The following is an 18806-nucleotide window of genomic DNA, read 5'->3' as shown; positions in this document are numbered from 1 at the left end:
CCTCACGCGCCGTCCCCTGAAAGGGGGGTGGATCGAGGCCGAGTCGCCGCCGTGACAGATTGGTCGCTCTCGATAGAGTCGCGCGTATTGCTACGGAGAGGTATCCAATGGAATTCCCTGACGCCCTGAACGCCCTCGCCCAGAAGGTTCACAATCAGCGCGAAGCGATTCAGACGGAAGAGGCGACGAAGAACGCGTTCATCATGCCCTTCATCTCGTCAGTGCTCGGCTACGACGTGTTCGATCCCCTGGAGGTGGTGCCCGAGTACACGGCAGACGTCGGTATCAAGCGTGGAGAGAAGATCGACTACGCGATCATGCGCGACGGCGAGGTTCAGATGCTCGTCGAGTGCAAGACCGGCACCAACGGACTCAAGATCGAACACGCGTCTCAGCTCTTCCGGTACTTCGCCGTCACGAATGCGCGAATTGCGGTACTGACCAACGGCAGGCTCTATCACTTCTTCACAGACCTGGACGCTCCGAATCGCATGGACGAGAAGCCGTTCCTTGTACTCGACCTGCTCGACATCGATGAGAGCCTCGTCGATGAGCTCCGGAAACTCTCGAAGGATTCGTTCGATCTCGAATCGGTGATCAGTGCCGCCGGCGAACTGAAGTACATCGGAGAGCTCAAGCGCGCGATCGGTGAACAGTTCCGCACGCCGTCGGACGATTGGTCGCGCCTGTTCATCTCACAGGTATACGACGGTGCGATCACCCAGCGAGTGCGCGACCAGTTCACCCCGCTCGTCAAAAAGGCGGCAGCGCAGTTCTTGAACGATCAGGTCAACGAGCGACTGAAGGCAGCCCTCCGGGGCGGAACCTACGCCACCGAGGAAGCTCCAACCACCGTGACGAGCCAAGACCCTTCGGCCGAGGATCTCGATCGTGATACCGAGATCGAAACGACGCTCGAGGAACTCGAGGCGTACCAGATCGTCAAGGCGATCGCCTGTAGCGATGTCAAACCTCAGCGAGTCTCTCAGCGGGACTCGAAGTCGTACTTCGCGATCCTGCTGGATGACAACAACCGCAAGCCCATCGCCCGGCTGCATTTCAACTCCAAGAAGCAGAAATACATCGGATTGCTCGACGGCGACAAGGTCGAAACGAAGTACCCGATCGACGGGCTCGAGGATATCTACGAGTTTGCATCGCCTATTCGCGAGGCCGTCGCACGATACAAATGATCCTCGAGGAGCGACCGCCAACCCTCACGCGGTGAGGTGCGTGGCGCGAGGAGACTTTCTCAGCCCTGCAGCCCCAGCGCGGCCGCCTTCACGACGTTGGCGAGCAGCATCGCCCGGGTCATCGGGCCGACGCCGCCGGGGTTCGGCGAGAGGTGCCCGGCGACCGCCGCGACACCGGGGTCGACGTCGCCGGTGAGCCGGGCCTTGCCGGTCTCCTCGTCCTGCACGCGGGTGATGCCGACGTCGAGCACGGCGGCACCGGGCTTGATCCACTCGGGCTTCACGAGGTGGGGCACGCCGACGGCGGCCACGACGATGTCGGCGCGGCGGACCTCGGCGGCGAGGTCACGGGTGCGCGAGTGCGTGAGGGTGACCGTCGCGTCGAGGCCCTTGCGGGTGAACAGCAGGCCGAGGGGCCGGCCGACGGTGAGGCCGCGCCCGATGACGGTGACGTGGCGGCCCCTGATCGGCACGTCGTAGCGCTGCAGCATCTCGACGATGCCCGCGGGCGTGCACGGCAGCGGCGAGTGCAGCTCGCCCTCGATGCCGAGCACGAGGCGGCCGAGGTTCGTGGGGTGCAGCCCGTCGGCGTCCTTGTCGGGGTCGATGAGCTCGAGCATCGCGTTCTCGTCGTGCCCCGCGGGCAGCGGCAGCTGCACGATGTAGCCGGTCACCTCGGGTGCGGCGTTGAGGTCGCGGATCGCCGCGCGCACATCGGCCTCGGTCGCCGTCACCGGCAGGTCGACGCGGATCGACTCGATGCCCACCTCGGCGCAGTCGCGGTGCTTGCCGGCGACGTACGAGCGCGACGCCGGGTCGTCGCCGACGAGCAGCGTGCCGAGTCCGGGCATGACGCCGCGGGACTTCAGCCCGGCGATGCGTGCGGCGAGCTCGTTCTTCACGGCGGACGCCGTGGCGACCCCGTCGAGCGTGATGGCGGTCATGGTGCTCCTCGGTGCGGGCGGGCGAACAGGCGGGCGGATGCCTCGGGGCGGGCGCGACGCCGGGGCGACGATCGTCGCCCCGGCGTGGGTGGCCTACTGCTGCAGGCCGGGGTACAGCGGGAACGCCGCCGTGAGCGCCTCGACCCGGGCGCGGAGCGCCGCGACATCCGCCTCGCCCTGCAGTGCGAGCGCGATGATGTCGGCGACCTCGGTGAACTCGGCGTCGCCGAAGCCGCGGGTCGCGAGGGCCGGGGTGCCGATGCGCAGGCCCGACGTGACCATCGGCGGGCGCGGGTCGAACGGCACGGCGTTGCGGTTGACGGTGATGAGCGCCTCGTGCAGCAGGTCTTCGGCCTGCTGGCCGTCGATCTCCGAGTTGCGGAGGTCGGCGAGCACGAGGTGCACGTCGGTGCCTCCCGTGAGCACGTCGATGCCCGCGGCGCGCGAGTCGTCGGCGGTCAGGCGGTCGGCGAGGATCGCGGCGCCGCGGAGCGTGCGCTCCTGGCGGTCCTTGAACTCGGCCGAGGCCGCGATCTTGAACGCGGTCGCCTTCGCGGCGATCACGTGCATGAGCGGGCCGCCCTGCTGGCCGGGGAACACGTTCGAGTTGAGCTTCTTCGCGAGCTCGGTGTCGCGCGACAGGATGAAGCCCGAGCGCGGGCCGCCGATCGTCTTGTGCACGGTCGACGACACGACGTCGGCGTGCGGCACCGGCGACGGGTGCAGGCCCGCGGCCACGAGGCCCGCGAAGTGCGCCATGTCGACCCAGAGCTTCGCGCCCACCTCGTCGGCGATCTCGCGGAACGCGGCGAAGTCGAGCTGGCGGGGGTAGGCCGACCAGCCGGCGATGATGACCTGCGGGCGGTGCTCGAGGGCCTTCTCGCGCACGACGTTCATGTCGACGAGGAAGGTCTCGGGGTCGACGCCGTACGCGACGGCGTTGTAGAGCTTGCCCGAGAAGTTGAGCTTCATGCCGTGGGTGAGGTGGCCGCCGTGGGCGAGCTCGAGGCCGAGGATCGTGTCACCGGGGGTGGCGATCGCGGAGAGCACGGCCGCGTTCGCGGTCGCGCCCGAGTGCGGCTGCACGTTCGCGTACGCGGCGCCGAAGAGCGACTTCGCACGCTCGATGGCGAGCGACTCGGCGACGTCGACGTACTCGCAGCCGCCGTAGTAGCGGCGGCCGGGGTACCCCTCGGCGTACTTGTTGGTGAGCACCGAGCCCTGCGACTGCAGCACCGAGACGGGAACGAAGTTCTCGCTCGCGATCATTTCGAGGTAGTCGCGCTGGCGACCGAGTTCGAGCTCGAGAACGTCGGCGATCTCGGGGTCGACCTCGGAGAGGGGCGCGTTGAAGATGGATTCGGCCAAGACTGGCTCCTTCATGACATACGGACCTAGGGGGTGCTGCCGCTGCGACTCGCGCAGCAGCAGGCGTACCGGCCCAGGCGTGCGGTCGGTCCGTGCCAGTCGCTCCCCGATGGGAATCCATCTCAACGCCAGTCGCGACGCTGGCAAGCATAGCAATGGATGCCTCGCGCCGCCGCCGGTCGCGCCGCGAATGCCCGGTCGTGGCCGGCGTCGGGCGCCGGAAGCCTCTTCCGCGCGGGAGTCGTCGCGTGGCAGGATGTCCCCGAGCCGATTTCGTCAAGACTCCTGTCTTTCACTTCGAGGATGCAATGATGCCGAGTGCCTCCGTCAGCCGCACCGCCGTCGTCGTCGCCGCCGCGTCGCTCTTCGCGCTCACGGGCTGCTCCGCCGACTCCGGCGACGACCCGTTCTCCGGGCTCGTGCCCGCGCCGGCGCGGTTCGAGCTGACCGACCGAGGCGACTTCACGCTCGGCGAGCGCACCCGGCTCGTCGTGTCGGGCGACGGTGCCGCCGCCGTCGCCGAGACCTTCGCGGCCCCGCTGCGGGCGGCGACGGGGTACGACCTGCCCGTCGAGGAGGCCGAGCCCGAGGCATCCCCCGACGGCGACATCGAACTCGTCATCGACCCGGCGGTGGAGGGCGACGAGGCGTACGTGCTCGAGAGCGGTCACGGCGGCGTGCGCATCGCCGCCGGTGAACCGGCCGGCCTGTTCTGGGGAACCCAGTCGCTCAGGCAGATGCTGCCCGGCGCGATCGAGGAGTCCGGCGCCGGCGAGCCCGAGGGCGGCTGGCGGGTGCCGGCGGCATCCATCGTCGATCAGCCCCGCTTCGCCTACCGCGCGTCGCTCGTCGACGTCGCCCGTCATTTCTCACCGGTCGACTACATCGAGAAGCACCTCGACCGGATGGCGCTCATGAAGCTGAACGTGCTGCACCTGCACCTCACCGACGACCAGGGCTGGCGCATCCGGATCGACTCGTGGCCCGAGCTCACCGGCATCGGCGCCTCGACCTCGGTCGGCGGCGACGGCGGCGGCTTCTACACGAAGGACGACTACCGCCGCATCGTCGACTACGCGGCCGAGCGGTTCATCACCGTCGTGCCCGAGATCGACCTGCCCGGACACACGAACGCCGCACTCAGCGCATACCCCGAGCTCAACTGCGACGGGGTCGCCCCGCCGCCCTACGAGGGCATCGAGGTCGGGTTCTCGTCGCTCTGCGCCGACCCGGCGCGTGCCGAGGTGACCGACCGGTTCCTCGCCGACGTGCTCGGCGAGGTGGCCGAGATGACGCCCGGTCCCTGGATCCACGTCGGCGGCGACGAACCGCTCGCGACGAGGCCCGACGACTACCTCGACCTGACGCGCCGCATCACCGCCGCCGCCGCCGCGACGGACAAGACCGTCATCGCCTACCACGAGATGGGTGCCTCGAACGAGCTGCCGCCGGGCACCGTCGGGCACTACTGGGATCTGACTGCCGCGCACGAGATGCCCGCGAACCGTCGCGACGAACCCGCGCGCCCGTACCCGGAGTCTGCCGGGCAGGCGCACTCGTTCCTCGAGCAGGGCGGGCGGCTCGTGCTCGCGCCGGCCGACCGGACCTATCTCGACATGATGTACCCCGACCGCCCCGCAGGCCCCCTCGGCACCGAGCTCGGCACGCGGTGGGCCGACACGATCACGCTCGAGGAGGCCTACGCCTGGCGACCCGAGGAGACGGTCGGCGGGCTCGACGAGTCCGACATACTCGGGGTCGTCGCCTCGGTCTGGACCGAGACGCTCTCGAACCCGCCCGACTTCGAGTTCATGGTGTTCCCCCGCATCGCCGCGATCGCCGAGGTCGCCTGGTCGCCCGCCGACGCCCGCGACGAGGAGGACTTCCGTTCACGGCTGCCGACGCTCGGCGCCCACCTCGACGGGCTGGGCGTCGCCTACCGCAAGGTCGGCGGGGTCGACTGGGCCGAGTAGCGGCGCGCTCGCGGCGCCGCCCTGCGCTGCAGCCCGGCTCGAAGACATCGATTCAGGAGTTCCCGCACCGACGGAGCGCGCCGGGGCCATCGACCGGTTTTTCGCCGACGTCACGCGCGAGGTCGCGACGCGATCACCGCGCGCCGGGCGTCAACCCTTGGGCGGAGCGGTCGACGCCCGGAGGACGAGCTCGGGTCGCAGCGGTTCGACCGAGACGGGTTCGCGTTGCTCGATCAGTTCGATCACGCGCATGGCTGCGGCTCGGCCGACCTCCTCGAAGGGCTGGCGCACGGTCGTCAGCGCCGGGGTGGCGTAGGCGGCAAGGGCGATGTCATCGACGCTCACCACCGAGATCTCTCCCGGCACGGCTCGTCGGGCCTCGTGCAGTGCTCGGATCACGCCGAACGCCATCTCGTCGCTCGAGACGAACACCGCGGTGGCATCGGGGATCGCGGCGATCGTGCGACCAGCGCGATAGCCCGACGCGGGCGACCAGTCACCCGGGATCACCGGCGGCGGCGTCGCACCGCGCTCGAGGAGCACTGCCTCCCATGCGTCGCGACGGGCGCTGGACTCCTGCCAGAATTCGTCGCCCGAGACGTGCCAGACCGTGCGGTGCCCGAGATCAAGCAAGTGCTCGGTCGCCATGCGCGCGATGGCGCGCTGATCGATGAGGGCATCCGCGCCGATGCCGTCGGATTGCCGATGACCGACCGTGGGCGTGCGTTCCACCCGGCTGCCGAGGGCTTCGGCGAGGAACCCGACCGGCGCGAGCACGACGATGCCCTCGGAGCCCTGACGTTCCAGCCGGTCGAAGGCGTCGGTGAACGCCGCCGGACCTGAGTGCTGCGGCACGCTCGCGGTGATGACGGTGTAGCCGGCCTCGGCGGCGGCGCCCTCGGCCCCGAGCAGGATCGCGCTGGTCGAATAGCGGGCGGTGGAGACGAGGATGACTCCGATCGTGCGCGTGCGCCCCGACGCGAGCGACGCCGCTGCAGCGTGCCACCGGTAGCCGACGGCGTCGACGGCGGCCATCACGCGGCGCGCGGTCTCGGGGCGCACGTTCGGGTGCCCCGAGATGACCCGGGAGACGGTCTGGGTCGACACACCGGCGGCGCGTGCGACGTCGACCTGGCTCGGAGCGCGATCCTCTGCTGAACGGCGGGGCATGCGCCCATCGTAATGAGCGTTCACGACCGCGCGGCTGAAGCTGCGCAAAGTCCGGCAGGAATGCGTCATAATGTGAACGCAAACATTTCCGGTCGCGATCCGCTTCCGGTGCCTGTATCTCTGGGAGGCCGCCCGAATGACCGCGACCGACGTTCGGGTCGAAGCTGGTAACCACGCAGCGCTCACATTCCGCGACAGCACGCTGCTGCGGAACGGGCGCCCGCATCGGATGCTGTCGGGGGCCGTTCACTACTTCCGGGTGCACCCCGATCAGTGGGAGGACCGGCTCCGACGGCTCGCGGCGATGGGCGCGAACACGGTCGACACGTACATCCCCTGGAACTTCCACGAAGAGGTCGAGGGCGAGCGCCGGTTCGACGGCTGGCGCGATGTCGAACGGTACCTCCGGCTCGCGGCCGACATCGGCCTCGACGTCTACGTGCGGCCCAGCCCGTATATCTGCGCGGAGTGGTCGAACGGCGGCCTGCCCTGGTGGCTCACGGCACGCACGCGCGGGCTGCGGTCGAGCGAGCCTGCGTTCATCCGCGCGGTCGAGGCGTGGTATCGCGAGCTCGTGCCCCGGCTTGTCCCGCTCCAGGCCGCAGAGGGCGGTCCCATCGTCGCGGTGCAGGTCGAGAACGAGTACGGCTCCTACGGTTCCGATCGGCGCTACCTCGAGCACCAGCGCGACCTGCTGCGTTCCCTCGGCATCGTCGAGCTCCTCACTACGGCCGACGGCACGACCTCCGACATGCTGGCGCACGGCTCGGTCGAGGGCGCGATGCCGAGTTTCACCTTCGGCACCGGCGTCGCCGCAGCGGTCGAGTTGCTCCCCGAGCACACCCCGCTCCTGTGCAGCGAGCTCTGGGGCGGGTGGTTCGACCACTGGGGCGAGCGCCATCACGTCCGCAGTGCCGCGAGCATGATCGGCACCGTCGACGAGTTGCTCGCCGCCGGAGGGTCCGTCAGCCTGTACATGGCGCACGGCGGCACGAACTTCGGGCTCTGGAACGGCGCGAACTGGGACGGCACGCTGCAGCCTACCGTCACGAGCTACGACTCCGACGCGCCGATCGCCGAGGACGGTCGGGTCGGGGCGAAGTTCGATGCACTACGCGCCGCGTTCGCACCGTGCCACGACCGGCCGCTGCCGGAGCTCCCCCCGGAGCCGGTCTTCCAACCGCCCCAGGCCGCTCCCCTGACGCCCGAAGCCTCCCTCATCGCTGCGGTTCGAGCGGTGCCCGCCACGGCCGCAGCACCCCACCCCGCGACGTTCGATGAGCTCGGTGTCGGCGACGGCCTCGTGGCCTACGAGACCGTCGCCGACGTCACCGGTGAGACCGAACTCGTCATCGAGGGCCTGCACGACCGCGCGGTCGTCTTCCTCGACGGTCGGCGGCACGCGATCCTGGAGCGCGACGGTCGCACGAGCACCGTCATCACCGGCCCGGCGCGGCGCCTGGTCATCACGATCGTCGTCGAGAGCCTCGGCCGCATCAACTACGGCGCCAAGCTCGGCGAGCAGAAGGGGATCCTCGGCGGGGTGCGGCTCGGCCGACGCTTCGCCCACGGTTGGACGCACCGGATCCTCCCGCTCGACGGAGCCGCGGCCGACGGACCCGTCGGCGTCGACGGTTACGCGCGCGCGGAGATCGACGTCGCCGCGCCGGCCGAGGCCTGGCTCGCGTTCCCGGGAGGCGTGAAGGGGATGGTCTGGGTCAACGGGTTCCTCATCGGCAGGTACTGGAGCCGTGGACCGCAGGAGACCCTCTACGCCCCCGCCCCGCTCTGGCGAGCGGGCCGCAACGAGGTGCGGGTGCTCGACCTCGAGCGTCTCGGCACTACCGTCGAGGTGCGCGCGTCGGCGTCGCTCGGCGACACCGAGGAGTTCATCGGCTCCTGATCGCGTCGGCCTCGCTGGACGCCTCCCGCCCTCAATGCACGCCGAGCTGCGTCTCCATCACCGCGGCGGCTGCGCCGAGCAGCACGAGATCCGGGTCGCCCGACCTGACCTCGATCTCCAGGCCTTCGACGATCGTCGGCCGCAGCCGCGAGGCCACACCGTCGACGACCCCGCGCGCGAAGGGGCCGTCGACGAGCGCGGGCGGGCCCAGCACGACAACGACGTTGATATTCAGGATGTTGAGCACGGGAGCGAGCACCTCGCCCAGCACCCGCCCGGCGGGTTCGAGGATCCCCGCGCCTTCCGCGGCCAGGCTGCGCGCCAGATGCGGCGCGCCGACGACGACGTCGAGGCAGCCCCGGCGGCCGCACGCGCACGGCGCACCGCCCGGATCCACCGTGAGATGCGCGATCTCGCCCGCGGCGAACTGCTCACCGAGCACCGGCTGCCCATTCACGAGCACGGCCGCGCCGACGCCGTTGTCGATCGCGACGACGACGGCATCGCGACCGGAACGCGCACGGAACCGGCGCAGCCCCAGAGCGAGCAGGTTCACATCGTTGCCGACGACCGCGGGAACTCCGGTGCGGCGGCGCAGCACGTCTGCCAGACGCACGTCGCGCCACCGCAACCCGTCGGCGACGCGGACGCGCCCCTCATCGTCGACCAGCCCCGGCGAGGCCACGCCGATGCCGATGACCTGAGCGGCGGCGCGCTCGATGAGCAGGTTGGCGAGCTCGACGGCATGCTCGACGGCCGTCTCGCCCTGCGCGTCGCCGATGTCGACCTGCACCCGGTCGACCACGGCGCCGTTCAGATCGATCGCCGCCCCCGTGAAAGCCCCGTGATGCGTGAGGTCGAGCACGATGCAGAGGTTGTGGTCCGCGGCGATGTCGACCTTGGCGGCGGGCTTTCCGACCCGTGCCTCGGCTACGATGCCGAGGTCGCGCACGGTGCCCGCATCGACGAGTTCGGCGACGAGCGCGGAGGCCGTCGGCGTGGACAGCCCGCTGAGACGTGCAAGCTCAGGACGGGACTTCGGACCGTGCTGATACAGCAGCCGCAGGATCACCGCGAGGTTGTGCTGACGGCCCTCGTGCGCCGACGCCGTGGGCTTGGGGTCGCTGCGCCGCATCTCGAGAAGGTCCGCCGGAGTGAGCGAGAGGATGTCGGTCGCCCGATCGGCGCGCGGGGCTTCCGCTTCCCCAGCATCTCGCACGCTGTGCCTCCTCCTCGCACCACCTGAGCGACGCGCACGCCGACTCCCGGCTATGCGATCGTCGCGGTCAGCAGGTCGATCTCCCGCTGACGTTCCGCCTGATCCTGAACGCGCCCGGCCACACCGGGGCGCTCCTGCCACGGTAGCGGGCCATCGGCCCTGCGGTACTCCACGCCACGCTCTGCAAGACGTCGCAGATGCGTCTCGAGGCGGCGGTCGAACTCGTCGAAGTCTCCGCCAGGGCCGCTCCACAGCACCTCGGCGAGCGCGCACGCGCGGGGCCACAGCATGTAGTCGACCGCCCGCGACGAGTCGAGGTGCTCGGTCCAGAGATTCGCCTGCGCGCCGCGCACGAGCGCCGCCTCCTCGGCCGTCGCTCCGGCCGGAATGGGATCGGACGCGTACACGGTGCGCAGATCGACGACGACGCCGACCGGGACCGGCTCGCGAGGGTCGTCCGACTGCCGGTAGTCGAAGTAGAGCGCGTTGTCCGGACACGCCACGACCGGGAGCCCGCGCCGCAACGCGGTGCGAACACCCGTCTCGCCGCGCCAGCCGAGCACCGTGACGCCCTCGGGCTCGTCGTGCTCGAGGATCTCGTCCCACGCCAGCATGCGCCGGCCCCTGCTTCGGATATGGGCGTTGAGCTGGTCGAGGAACCAGAACTGCAGCTCGCGCGGATGTCCCAGTCCACGTACGCGCGCGAGCTCCCACGAGCGCGGATCCGCCTCCCAGGGCCCCGAGGGAACTTCGTCGCCGCCCAGGCCGATGTCGACCGATGGGAACAACTCGAGCAGCTCGTCGAGCACCGTGCGGAAGAACTCGACGGTCGGCTCCTCCGCGTTGAGCGGGAAGCCGCTCACCCCGAACCGCGGCCACACCTCGACCTCGGGGTCGCGACCGTCGGCCGTCGGGATCCCGAGGTGCGGATACGCGGCGATGGCGGCCTGCGAGTGCCCGGGAACGTCGATCTCGGGGACGACCGTGATGCCGCGGCTCGCCGCGTAGGCGACGATCTCGGCGATGTCGGCCCGTGTGTAGAAGCCGCCGTGCGGCCGGTCGTTCTCGGGCGCGGTGGCGTCATCGGCGCCCACCTGGCTTCGGCTGCGCCACGACGACACCTCCGTCAGACGCGGCCAGGCCTTGATCTCGACGCGCCAGCCCTGATCGTCGGTGAGGTGGAAGTGCAGCCGGTTGTACTTGTGCATCGCCATCAGGTCGAGCAGACGAAGCACCTCGCGCACCGGGAGGAAGTGCCGTGCCACGTCGAGCATGAGCCCGCGCCATCCGAAACGCGGCTCGTCTTCGATCCGGCACGCGGGGATGGTGATCGCGCGTGCGCCTGCCGTGGCCGAACGCCACACCCCGTCGCCCATGAGCTGCAGCAGCGTGACGGCACCATGACCGAACCCCGCCGACGACGACGCCCGCACCTCGACGCACGACGGCCCGACCTCGAGGACGTAGGCCTCCGCCGCGAGCGCCGGATCGGCGATGAAGCGGAGGCCCGCGGCATCCGTCTCTGCATGGTCGACGCGGATTCGCGACGACGACCAGAGCCGCTCGCTCACGAGCGCGATCGCGTCGACGGCCTCCGCGACGCCAGCGGCACGCACGGAGCGATTCAGGGTGAACTCGCCCGCCGTTCGTTCGAAAACCTGCGGCCGAGGGAGCAGAACCGGATCCAATTTCATCCTTTCACCGCACCGGCCGACATGCCGGTGACGAGCTTGCGTTGGAGGAGCACGAAGAACACCACGACGGGGAGGGAGAAGAGCACGGATGCCGCCATCTGCCCGCTCACGTCGGTACCGGTCAGCGGCGAGGTGAACGAGGCGAGCCAGACCGGGAGCGTGTACATGCTCTGGTCCTTCATGAACGTGTACGCGATGAGGTAGTCGTTCCAGGCGTTGATGAAGGTGAACACGCTCGTTGCGATCACGCCGGGCAGCACGAGCGGGAAGAGGATTCGGGTGAGCACCTGCCAGGTGCTGGCGCCGTCGAGCTGAGCCGCCTCCTCGAGCTCGGCGGGGAGGGCGAGGAAGAAGCTGCGCATCATCCAGATCGAGAACGGCAGGGTCATCGACACGTAGGCGAGGATGAGGCCCGCATAGGTGCCGAGAAGCCCGGCCTCGTTGAAGACGAGGTATTGCGGGATGAGGGTCGCGGCACCCGGGATCATCTGGATGAGCAGGACGATCACGAGAATCGTGCGGCGCCCGCCGAAGCGGAAGCGCGACAGCGCAGCGGCCGCGAACAGTCCGAGCAGCACCGCGAACACCACCGCGCCCACCGTGACGATGAGCGAGCTCCTCAGGTTGTCGAAGAACCCGGCTTGGAAGATCGCGGTCTCGAAGTTCTCGAGTGTCGGGTTCAGCGGCAGGAAGGTCGGCGTGGAGCTGAGTGCATCGGGGCGGGGTGTGAACGCGGTCTTCACCATCCAGTACGTCGGAAACGCCCAGACGGCGCAAAAGACGATGGCGATGACCGTGGCGACCGATGACGGCCGGCCGAGACGGCGGCGACGTACGACGCTCACAGGTCGTCCTCCCCCGAGCGGATGAGATGGCGGATGTAGACGCTCGTGATGGCGGCCAGCAGCAGTGCGGTGATGAGCGCGAGCGCGGCACCGGTGCCGAGGTCGAGTCCGACGAAGGCGGTGATGTAGGTAAAGACGCCGAGTGTGGAGGTCGATCCGTCGGGGCCGCCCTTGGAGACGAGCCAGATCTGGTTGAACACGTTGAAGTCCCAGATGACCGAGAGAATCGTGACCAGCAGGATCGTGGGCTTCAGGAACGGCAGCGTGACCGTGCGATAGATGCGCGGCTCGGATGCCCCGTCGAGCCTGGCGGCCTCGATGTACTCGGGGCCGACCTGGGTCTCGGCGGCGTAGGTTGTGAGGGCGATGAAGGGCACGGCCTGCCAGACGACGAGCAGCCAGATCGAGGTGAACGCGAGCCCGGTGTTCGCGCCCCAGTCGGTCGCGGTCATGTCGCCGAAGACGCGCAGTTGCGTGAGCAGCCAGTTGACGACGCCGTAGCCGGGTTGGAACATCCAGTTCCACACGAGCGAGGCGGCGACGTTCGGCATGGCCCACGCGAACACGAGCACGACCGTGACCACGGTGCGCATGCCGCCGCCGAGTTTCGTCATCAGATGCGAGATGGCGACGCCGATGACGATGCTGCCGATGACCAGTGCCGCGGTGAACCAGATCGTGCGGAAGAAGGCGGCCCAGAAGTCGCCGTCGGTGAGAATGTCGGCGAACTGCTGCACGCCGACGAAGGAGAACTCCCCCGTGAACAGCGATCGCTGGTCGTAGTCGGTGAACGCCATGAACACCATGACGACGAGCGGCACGAAGGTCACCGCCGCGAGCACGAGGCCTGCGGGTGCCATCAGCAGCACCGGCGGCAGTCGGCGCTCGGCGAAGGCGCGCCCGGTACGGGGTCGAGTGGTCACGGCGTTCTCCGGATCGGGTGCGGGTCGGACAAGGGGTGGGCGCTCACAGCGAGCGCCCACCCCCTGGGTCAGTTCAGGGCCTCGTCGGCCTTGCTGTCGTACGTCGCCGCGGCTTCTTCAGGCGTGGCCGCACCGGATGCCACGGTCGAGAACAGATCCTGAAGCAGGTTGGCGCCCTCGACCTCGGTCCAGCCCGGCGAGGCCGGCGTCGCACGCGAGTTGAGTGCGGCGTCGAAGAAGCCGATCTTGGTCTCGCCGAGGTCGCCCGCGACGGCGGCGATGTTCTCTTCGCTGTTGGGCATGAGGCCTTGGCCGCCGAACACGAAGTCGACCTGGATGTCGCTGCTCACTGCGATCTGCGTCCAGATCAGGGCGAGGTCGGGGTGCGCGCTCTTCGCGGCGATGCCCCAGACCGACCCGCCGAGCATGACCGGCTGCGTGTCGTCGATCTGCCCCGGCAGCGCGAACGTGCCGAGGTCTGCCTCGGTGAGTTCGGGGTTCGCGTTCAGGATGGCGTTGATCGCACCGTTCGTGGCGATGATCGCGCCCGCCTTGCCGTCGGCGAAGATCTGCTCCTGCTCGGGTTTGTCTGCGGAGACCGTCCGCGACGACTCGGCGGAGTACGCGTTCTGGAACTCCTTCCACGCCTCGATGCCCTCGAGCGATGCGTCAGAGCCCGCGGTGGAGGACCACTCGCCGTCCTCCAGTGCCGCGATCTCACCGCCGTGGTCCCACATGAACTGCAGACCGACGTACCAGTGCTGACCGGGCAGGTACAGCGGGGAGAAGTCCGGCGCGGGGTTGGCCGCGGCCAGCGCGTCGAGGTCGGCGGTCAGCTCCTCCCACGTGATCGGGACCTCCGTGATGCCGGCGTCGGCCCAGAGCGTCTTGTTGTAGATGACGGCGCGGTTCCCGGCGAAGCCCGGGATGCCGTACAGGGTGCCGTCGACCGTCGCCGGCTCCTCCAGGCCGCTCAGCCAGGTCTGGTCCTGAGCGAGGTCGTCGCGGTAGTCGGTGATGTCGAGCAGCGCGCCGTTCGCGGCGTACCCGGCGACCTGCGTGTTGCCGATGTCGACGACGTCCGGCGGAGTCGTCGTGGCGAGCGCGGTGCTCAGCTTGGTCGTGATGCCGTCCCACTGTTGGATCTGGACGTCGACCTCCGCGCCGGTGCGCTCGGTGAACCGCTCGTTGATGGCGGCGAGCGTCTCGTCGTTGTAGTCGTCCTGCATGACCCAGACGGTGAGCGTGTCGCCGTCGGCTTCGACGGTGTCGGGGATGCCGTCGGGAAGGGCGGCGGTCGTGCCGGTGCCGGTGCCGGTCGAGCATCCGGCGAGCAGCAGGGCCGCAACTCCGGCCGTGGCGATGGCCGCCGCGCGAGCGTTCTTTCGCATGTGATCTCCTCTGTCGGTGTGCATTCGGCCTCCTGCTCGGCCGGAGGAGCCGCGCTCACGGCGCGTGAGCGTGATCACGTCGTCGTGCTGTGCAGGTTCTCCCCGGGCCTGCGCGACGGTGTCACGTGCCTGGTGGTCGAATTAATTAAGTATCAAGCTTTATTAATAGAAGTGCAAGCCCCGGTTCGCCCACTATCGCGCGGGCCGGCCGGATCGCGACCGGCCCGCGCGAGTGGTCAGTCGAGATCGTTGCGGGTGAACGTGCGGATCTCGCTCGTGTTGCCCGCGCCGTCGGTCGCACGAACCGACACCACGGTCTTCGCATCGACGCGGAACGGTTCGGAGTACTCGCGCCACTCCAACGCCGGTTTCGCGTGCTTCTGCGTCGAGTACTCGATCCGAATGCCGTCCGAGACGGCATCCGTCGCCGCCAGGACGATCTCGTTGCGCTGCGTCAGCGACGCCGTGACCGCGGGGGCGCCGTCGTCGACGCGCGCGATCTGGTCAGCAGGGATCTCGATGCGCACCGCGCGACGCTTCGCAGGATCGGCCCCCGTGTCGCCCGCCTGCGTGAACACGGCGGCATACGCCGTCTCGTCCCCGTCGAGCGACTGGGTCTCGTCGCTCCACGACCAGCCGTCGGGCAACGCGACCGAGGCGAGCGTCGCCCCCTCGGCCTGCAGGCCCGCCCCGGGCAGCACGGTCAGCAGCACCCTCTGCCGGGCCGCACGGGCGACCGGGGTGATGCCGCCGCTGTACGCGACGCCCTCCTCGAGTGCGCTGTAATGCAGCGAGTAGACCCCCGGCGCGAGCGACTGCAACGCGGCCGTGTCCGATGCGTCGGCCACGACCAGGTGCACCTCGTTGCGGCCGCCTTCGACACCGCCGTTCACGAACATCTGCTCGTCGTTGATGCTGTACTCGACGACGTATCCCTCGCTCACGCCGACACCGTCGAGCAGGTCCGCGGCCTCACCCGCGCGCATCACGCGGTCGACGGCGCCCGTGATCTCCGGCTGCCCCGCGTAGTAGGCGTCGGCCGCCGCCTGCTGGGCGGCGCTGCGGTAGTAGCGCACCCAGTCGACCTTGAACGCCGCGCCGTCCTCGGCGAGGTGGTCGCCGGCGTCGCCGGCCCAGTTGCCGCCCGTGGCGAGGTTGAGCTGCAGGTACTGCGGGCGATTCAACGAGTCGGCCGCCGCCTGGAAGCGGGCCACCTCGCTCGCGATGAAGGCCTCGTTGCCGGCTGCCGTGGTCGAGTCGGTGGGGAAGTACATGATGTTGAACACCACCCCGTCGACGTACCAGGCGATGTACTCCGGGTTCCAGTCGATGCCGTAGACGTGATAGCCCTCCGACAGGCTCTCCGCGGTGGAGAGGTTGCCGCCGAGCGCGGTCGGCGCGTATGAGCCGTCTCCGTCCGCGTCACCGCCCGTGTAGTAGAAGTGCGGCGTCCCGTAAGTGACCGCGTTCGAGTTGCCGGCTTTGCCGACTTCGCCCTGCGCGGCTCGTTCCTCGGTCGGTGCCCCGATGATCTCCATGATGTCGAGCTCGCCGGTGGAGGGCCACGAATAGCCGTGCTCCATGTTCACACGGCCGTCCATGTGGAAGTCGGCACCGAGCATCCAGAACGCCGGGAACACGCCCTTGCCCTCGGGGAGCGACATCCGCGCCTCGATACGCCCGTACAGGAACTCCTCGCGCCCTTCGGTGCGGACCGATCCGGAGTTGTACTTCACGACGCGAGCCCGGTCGCCCCAACGGGCGGTGTTCCGGTACTGGTCGGCCAGGGGCCGGTCGGTCGCCGCGAGGATGAGGGCTCCGTCGGCCACGTCGACGTTGTCGGTGCTCGACGAGTAGTGCTGCTGCTCGTTGCCGCGCACGTTGCCGAGCTCATAGCCCCAGTCCTCTTGATTCAGCGCGTCGCCGTCGAACTCGTCGTTCCAGACGAGGTCGTAGGACTCCTGTTCGTACACCGTCAGGTTGTCCATCGCGATCGTGGTGTTCGCCACGTGCCGCTCGGCGTCCTGTGCCGCCCACTTCACGATGCCGACGAACGTGTTCCAATTCTTCGCCGTGAATGTGAACGTCTTGCGGCTCCAGCCGTTCGAGATCAGCTCACCGGTGGACAACTGCGTGGTGGCACCCTGATTTTGCGAACCGTCGGGGTTCATCCCCTTCGTAGTGAGGAACACCGCGCTCGGGACGTATCCGTCGGCGGCCCCGACGTTCACGTCGGCCGAGACGACGTAGGAGCGACCGGGAACGGTCGGAACCGCCTGCCAGATGTGGTTGTCGATGGCGCCCGCGTCGATCAGCGCGTACGTGTTCTCGCTGCCGTCGTCCAGCGTCTCCGTCGCAGGATGCGACGTGTCTCCCGCGCCGAACCACTCCCATTCGGCTTTGGATGAGACGGAGTCCTTCGCCTCGAAACTGCAGTTGGCGACGACGTTCAGCGCGACCGGCGCGTCGAGCGCGGGTTCACTCTGTCCTTCGAGACAGGTCCGCACGCCGTGGTCGCCGTCCTCCCCGGGCACCGTGGAGCCCACCGTGACGTCGACGTTCAGGCTGCCCCGGAACGAGTACTCCCCCGCCGCGACCACGATGTCGGCCGGGATGGCCGACGTGGTCACTCGCGTCGTCGCAGGGGCGGTGACCTCGACCTCGACCGTGGCTTCCTCGCCCGGAGCGAGGGCCGGCATCTCGGCGATGTCGGCGGTCCAACCCTCGGCGACGTTCGCAGTGACCTCACCGGCGGGGAGGTCGCGGTCATCGTCGTTGCGGATGGTGACCGTGGCGGTGGCGGGCACACCCGCCGTCACATCGAGGGAGATCGGCGCGATGTTCGCGCAGAACGGGTTCAGCCACTCCTCGCTGAATGATGCATAGCGGAGCTGCCCGCTCTCACCCTCGTAGAAGAGGCCGTACCCGCCGCTGTCGAGGGCGACGAGGTCGGAGTACGACATGCCGCCCGATGCGAACACCCGTTCGACGGGCCAGGTCGCGCCGTCGTCGCACGAGTACCGGACCGTGCCGTTGGATCGACTGACGGCGGATGCCGCGTTGCTGAACAGCAACTCCTTGGATCTGCTGGTGCCGGGTTCGGCATCCGCGTTCTTGCGGATGATCGAGGCGTTGTTGACCGGGTCGACGAGTGCGGCGTCGACCTCCGGCTCGCTCCAGGTCTCGCCGCCGTCCTCGGAGTACGCGACGTAGCGCGCCTTGTGGCCGGAGTGGATCCGTGAGTTCAACATGAGTGTGCCGTCGGAAAGCTCGACGACTTTGTTCTCGTCCATGTTCGTGCCGACCGGCGTGCCCCGCTGCCACGTCTCGCCGTGGTCGTCGGAGTACAGCGAGAAGGCCTTGAGCGTCGCGTCGGAGAAGCTGCCGACGAATTGCACCACCAGGCGACCCGCGTGCGGACCGTTCTCGATCTGGATGCCGTGGCCCGAACTCGCGAAGGCGGCCCGCACATCTTCGCCCTTGAACACGCCGGTGACCGATCGGTGCTCCCACGTCTCGCCGCCGTCGCTCGAGACCGAGACCTCGGCGCTGACGACATCACGGTCGGCGTCGTCGTTCCCGTAGGCACCGGTGACGAAGCCCGCGTCCTTGGAGAAGACGTGGAAGTTGAACAGCGTGCCGGTCTCCTCGTCGTAGACGTAGGAGGGGTCGGAGTAGCCCGACTTCCGGTCGTCCGCGATCGTCGGATCGTCGATGACTCCCTCGTGGATGAAGGTCTCAGGACCCCAGGTGACACCACCGTCGGTCGACCGTCGTTGGAGGATCGAGTTCGGACCGGGCGAATCCTCTGCAGTCGGGCGACCGTCGTAGGAGACGAGGAGGTCGCCGTCGTTCAGTTGCACGACGGCCGGGATCCGGTAGTTGAAGAAGGCGCCCAGCTCGTGGCCGTAGGGCGGTTGCTGGTTGCTCATGCCGCCGGTGCCGACGGCGAGCACCTGCTCGTGATAGGCCGGGGGCGGTTCGGCCGCGTTGGCTGCTGCGGCCGGCGTCAGACACGCGGCTGCGACCGCACCTGCGGCGAGCCCGCTGAGGAGTCGAGTGTTCATGGTTGCTGTCTTTCCGTGGTGTTCAAGGCGACGATGCCGGGACGGACGGATGATGCCGGACGTGCGCGCGTCCGGCAGTGTAGAACGCAAGTGAATTCACTAAACCTATTTATTAA

12 protein-coding genes and 1 riboswitch are annotated in these 18806 nt (G+C 69.0%); of the genes, 3 read left to right on the top strand and 9 right to left on the bottom strand.

Annotated elements, in window-relative coordinates; genetic code table 11:
* Positions 1 to 107: 107 nt before the first annotated feature.
* On the top strand, positions 108 to 1193 hold the full coding sequence (locus H516_RS0111410) for a type I restriction enzyme HsdR N-terminal domain-containing protein (RefSeq protein ID WP_022889844.1): 1086 nt from the start codon (positions 108 to 110) through the stop codon (positions 1191 to 1193).
* Between the two features lie 59 nt (positions 1194 to 1252).
* Here the strand turns inward: H516_RS0111410 and H516_RS0111405 are convergent, their stop codons facing one another.
* A complete protein-coding gene (locus H516_RS0111405; RefSeq protein ID WP_022889843.1) occupies positions 1253 to 2137 on the bottom strand; it encodes a bifunctional methylenetetrahydrofolate dehydrogenase/methenyltetrahydrofolate cyclohydrolase in 885 nt (294 codons plus the stop codon).
* 93 nt (positions 2138 to 2230) lie between these two features.
* Positions 2231 to 3520, bottom strand: coding sequence for a serine hydroxymethyltransferase (glyA, locus tag H516_RS0111400; RefSeq protein ID WP_022889842.1), 1290 nt, complete (start codon positions 3518 to 3520; stop codon positions 2231 to 2233).
* 49 nt (positions 3521 to 3569) lie between these two features.
* Positions 3570 to 3651: riboswitch (ZMP/ZTP riboswitch) on the bottom strand.
* Positions 3652 to 3816: 165 nt separating this feature from the next.
* On the opposite strand from glyA, the gene H516_RS19770 reads away from it, so the two are divergent.
* Positions 3817 to 5478 carry a beta-N-acetylhexosaminidase gene (locus tag H516_RS19770; RefSeq protein WP_157432240.1) on the top strand — a complete coding sequence of 554 codons (1662 nt, stop codon included), beginning with the start codon at positions 3817 to 3819 and terminating at the stop codon, positions 5476 to 5478.
* Positions 5479 to 5628: 150 nt separating this feature from the next.
* On the opposite strand, the gene H516_RS0111390 is transcribed toward H516_RS19770, so the two are convergent.
* Positions 5629 to 6648, bottom strand: a complete 1020-nt coding sequence (locus H516_RS0111390; protein WP_022889840.1) for a LacI family DNA-binding transcriptional regulator — start codon at positions 6646 to 6648, stop codon at positions 5629 to 5631.
* Between the two features lie 136 nt (positions 6649 to 6784).
* Here H516_RS0111390 and H516_RS0111385 point away from each other — a divergent pair, with 136 nt between their 5' ends.
* On the top strand, positions 6785 to 8551 hold the full coding sequence (locus H516_RS0111385) for a glycoside hydrolase family 35 protein (protein WP_022889839.1): 1767 nt from the start codon (positions 6785 to 6787) through the stop codon (positions 8549 to 8551).
* 31 nt (positions 8552 to 8582) lie between these two features.
* On the opposite strand, the gene H516_RS0111380 is transcribed toward H516_RS0111385, so the two are convergent.
* The 6 genes from H516_RS0111380 to H516_RS21365 all read right to left on the bottom strand — a co-directional run bounded on the left by H516_RS0111380 (position 8583) and on the right by H516_RS21365 (position 18690).
* The gene (locus H516_RS0111380; protein ID WP_022889838.1) at positions 8583 to 9770 is read right to left on the bottom strand and encodes an ROK family transcriptional regulator; all 1188 of its coding nucleotides are present in this window, start codon (positions 9768 to 9770) and stop codon (positions 8583 to 8585) included.
* Between the two features lie 50 nt (positions 9771 to 9820).
* Positions 9821 to 11464, bottom strand: a complete 1644-nt coding sequence (locus tag H516_RS19765) for a beta-N-acetylhexosaminidase (protein WP_084620646.1) — start codon at positions 11462 to 11464, stop codon at positions 9821 to 9823.
* Complete coding sequence (locus H516_RS0111370; RefSeq protein ID WP_022889836.1) at positions 11461 to 12309, bottom strand: carbohydrate ABC transporter permease; 849 nt, start codon at positions 12307 to 12309, stop codon at positions 11461 to 11463. Before H516_RS0111370 ends, H516_RS19765 begins: the two co-directional genes overlap by 4 nt.
* A complete protein-coding gene (locus H516_RS0111365; protein ID WP_022889835.1) occupies positions 12306 to 13232 on the bottom strand; it encodes a carbohydrate ABC transporter permease in 927 nt (308 codons plus the stop codon). The genes H516_RS0111370 and H516_RS0111365 overlap by 4 nt, the downstream gene beginning before the upstream one ends.
* Positions 13233 to 13300: 68 nt before the next feature.
* Positions 13301 to 14623, bottom strand: a complete 1323-nt coding sequence (locus H516_RS0111360) for an extracellular solute-binding protein (RefSeq protein WP_022889834.1) — start codon at positions 14621 to 14623, stop codon at positions 13301 to 13303.
* Positions 14624 to 14859: 236 nt separating this feature from the next.
* The gene (locus tag H516_RS21365; RefSeq protein ID WP_051138803.1) at positions 14860 to 18690 is read right to left on the bottom strand and encodes an exo-alpha-sialidase; all 3831 of its coding nucleotides are present in this window, start codon (positions 18688 to 18690) and stop codon (positions 14860 to 14862) included.
* Between the last annotated feature and the right edge of the window lie 116 nt (positions 18691 to 18806).

It is taken from the genome of Agromyces italicus DSM 16388 (assembly GCF_000421545.1).
Classification (GTDB): Bacteria; Actinomycetota; Actinomycetes; order Actinomycetales; family Microbacteriaceae; genus Agromyces; species Agromyces italicus.
The sequence above is the reverse complement of the archived record's forward strand: the minus strand, read 5'-3'. Positions and strand labels throughout refer to the sequence as shown.

Coding starts and splice junctions, on each gene's coding strand:
- H516_RS0111360 (WP_022889834.1), bottom strand. CDS start 14,623: ATGCGAAAGAACGCTCGCGCGGCGGCCATCGCCACGGCCGGAGTTGCG.
- H516_RS0111390 (WP_022889840.1), bottom strand. CDS start 6,648: ATGCCCCGCCGTTCAGCAGAGGATCGCGCTCCGAGCCAGGTCGACGTC.
- H516_RS21365 (WP_051138803.1), bottom strand. CDS start 18,690: ATGAACACTCGACTCCTCAGCGGGCTCGCCGCAGGTGCGGTCGCAGCC.
- H516_RS0111410 (WP_022889844.1), top strand. CDS start 108: ATGGAATTCCCTGACGCCCTGAACGCCCTCGCCCAGAAGGTTCACAAT.
- glyA (WP_022889842.1), bottom strand. CDS start 3,520: ATGAAGGAGCCAGTCTTGGCCGAATCCATCTTCAACGCGCCCCTCTCC.
- H516_RS19770 (WP_157432240.1), top strand. CDS start 3,817: ATGCCGAGTGCCTCCGTCAGCCGCACCGCCGTCGTCGTCGCCGCCGCG.
- H516_RS0111385 (WP_022889839.1), top strand. CDS start 6,785: ATGACCGCGACCGACGTTCGGGTCGAAGCTGGTAACCACGCAGCGCTC.
- H516_RS0111405 (WP_022889843.1), bottom strand. CDS start 2,137: ATGACCGCCATCACGCTCGACGGGGTCGCCACGGCGTCCGCCGTGAAG.
- H516_RS19765 (WP_084620646.1), bottom strand. CDS start 11,464: ATGAAATTGGATCCGGTTCTGCTCCCTCGGCCGCAGGTTTTCGAACGA.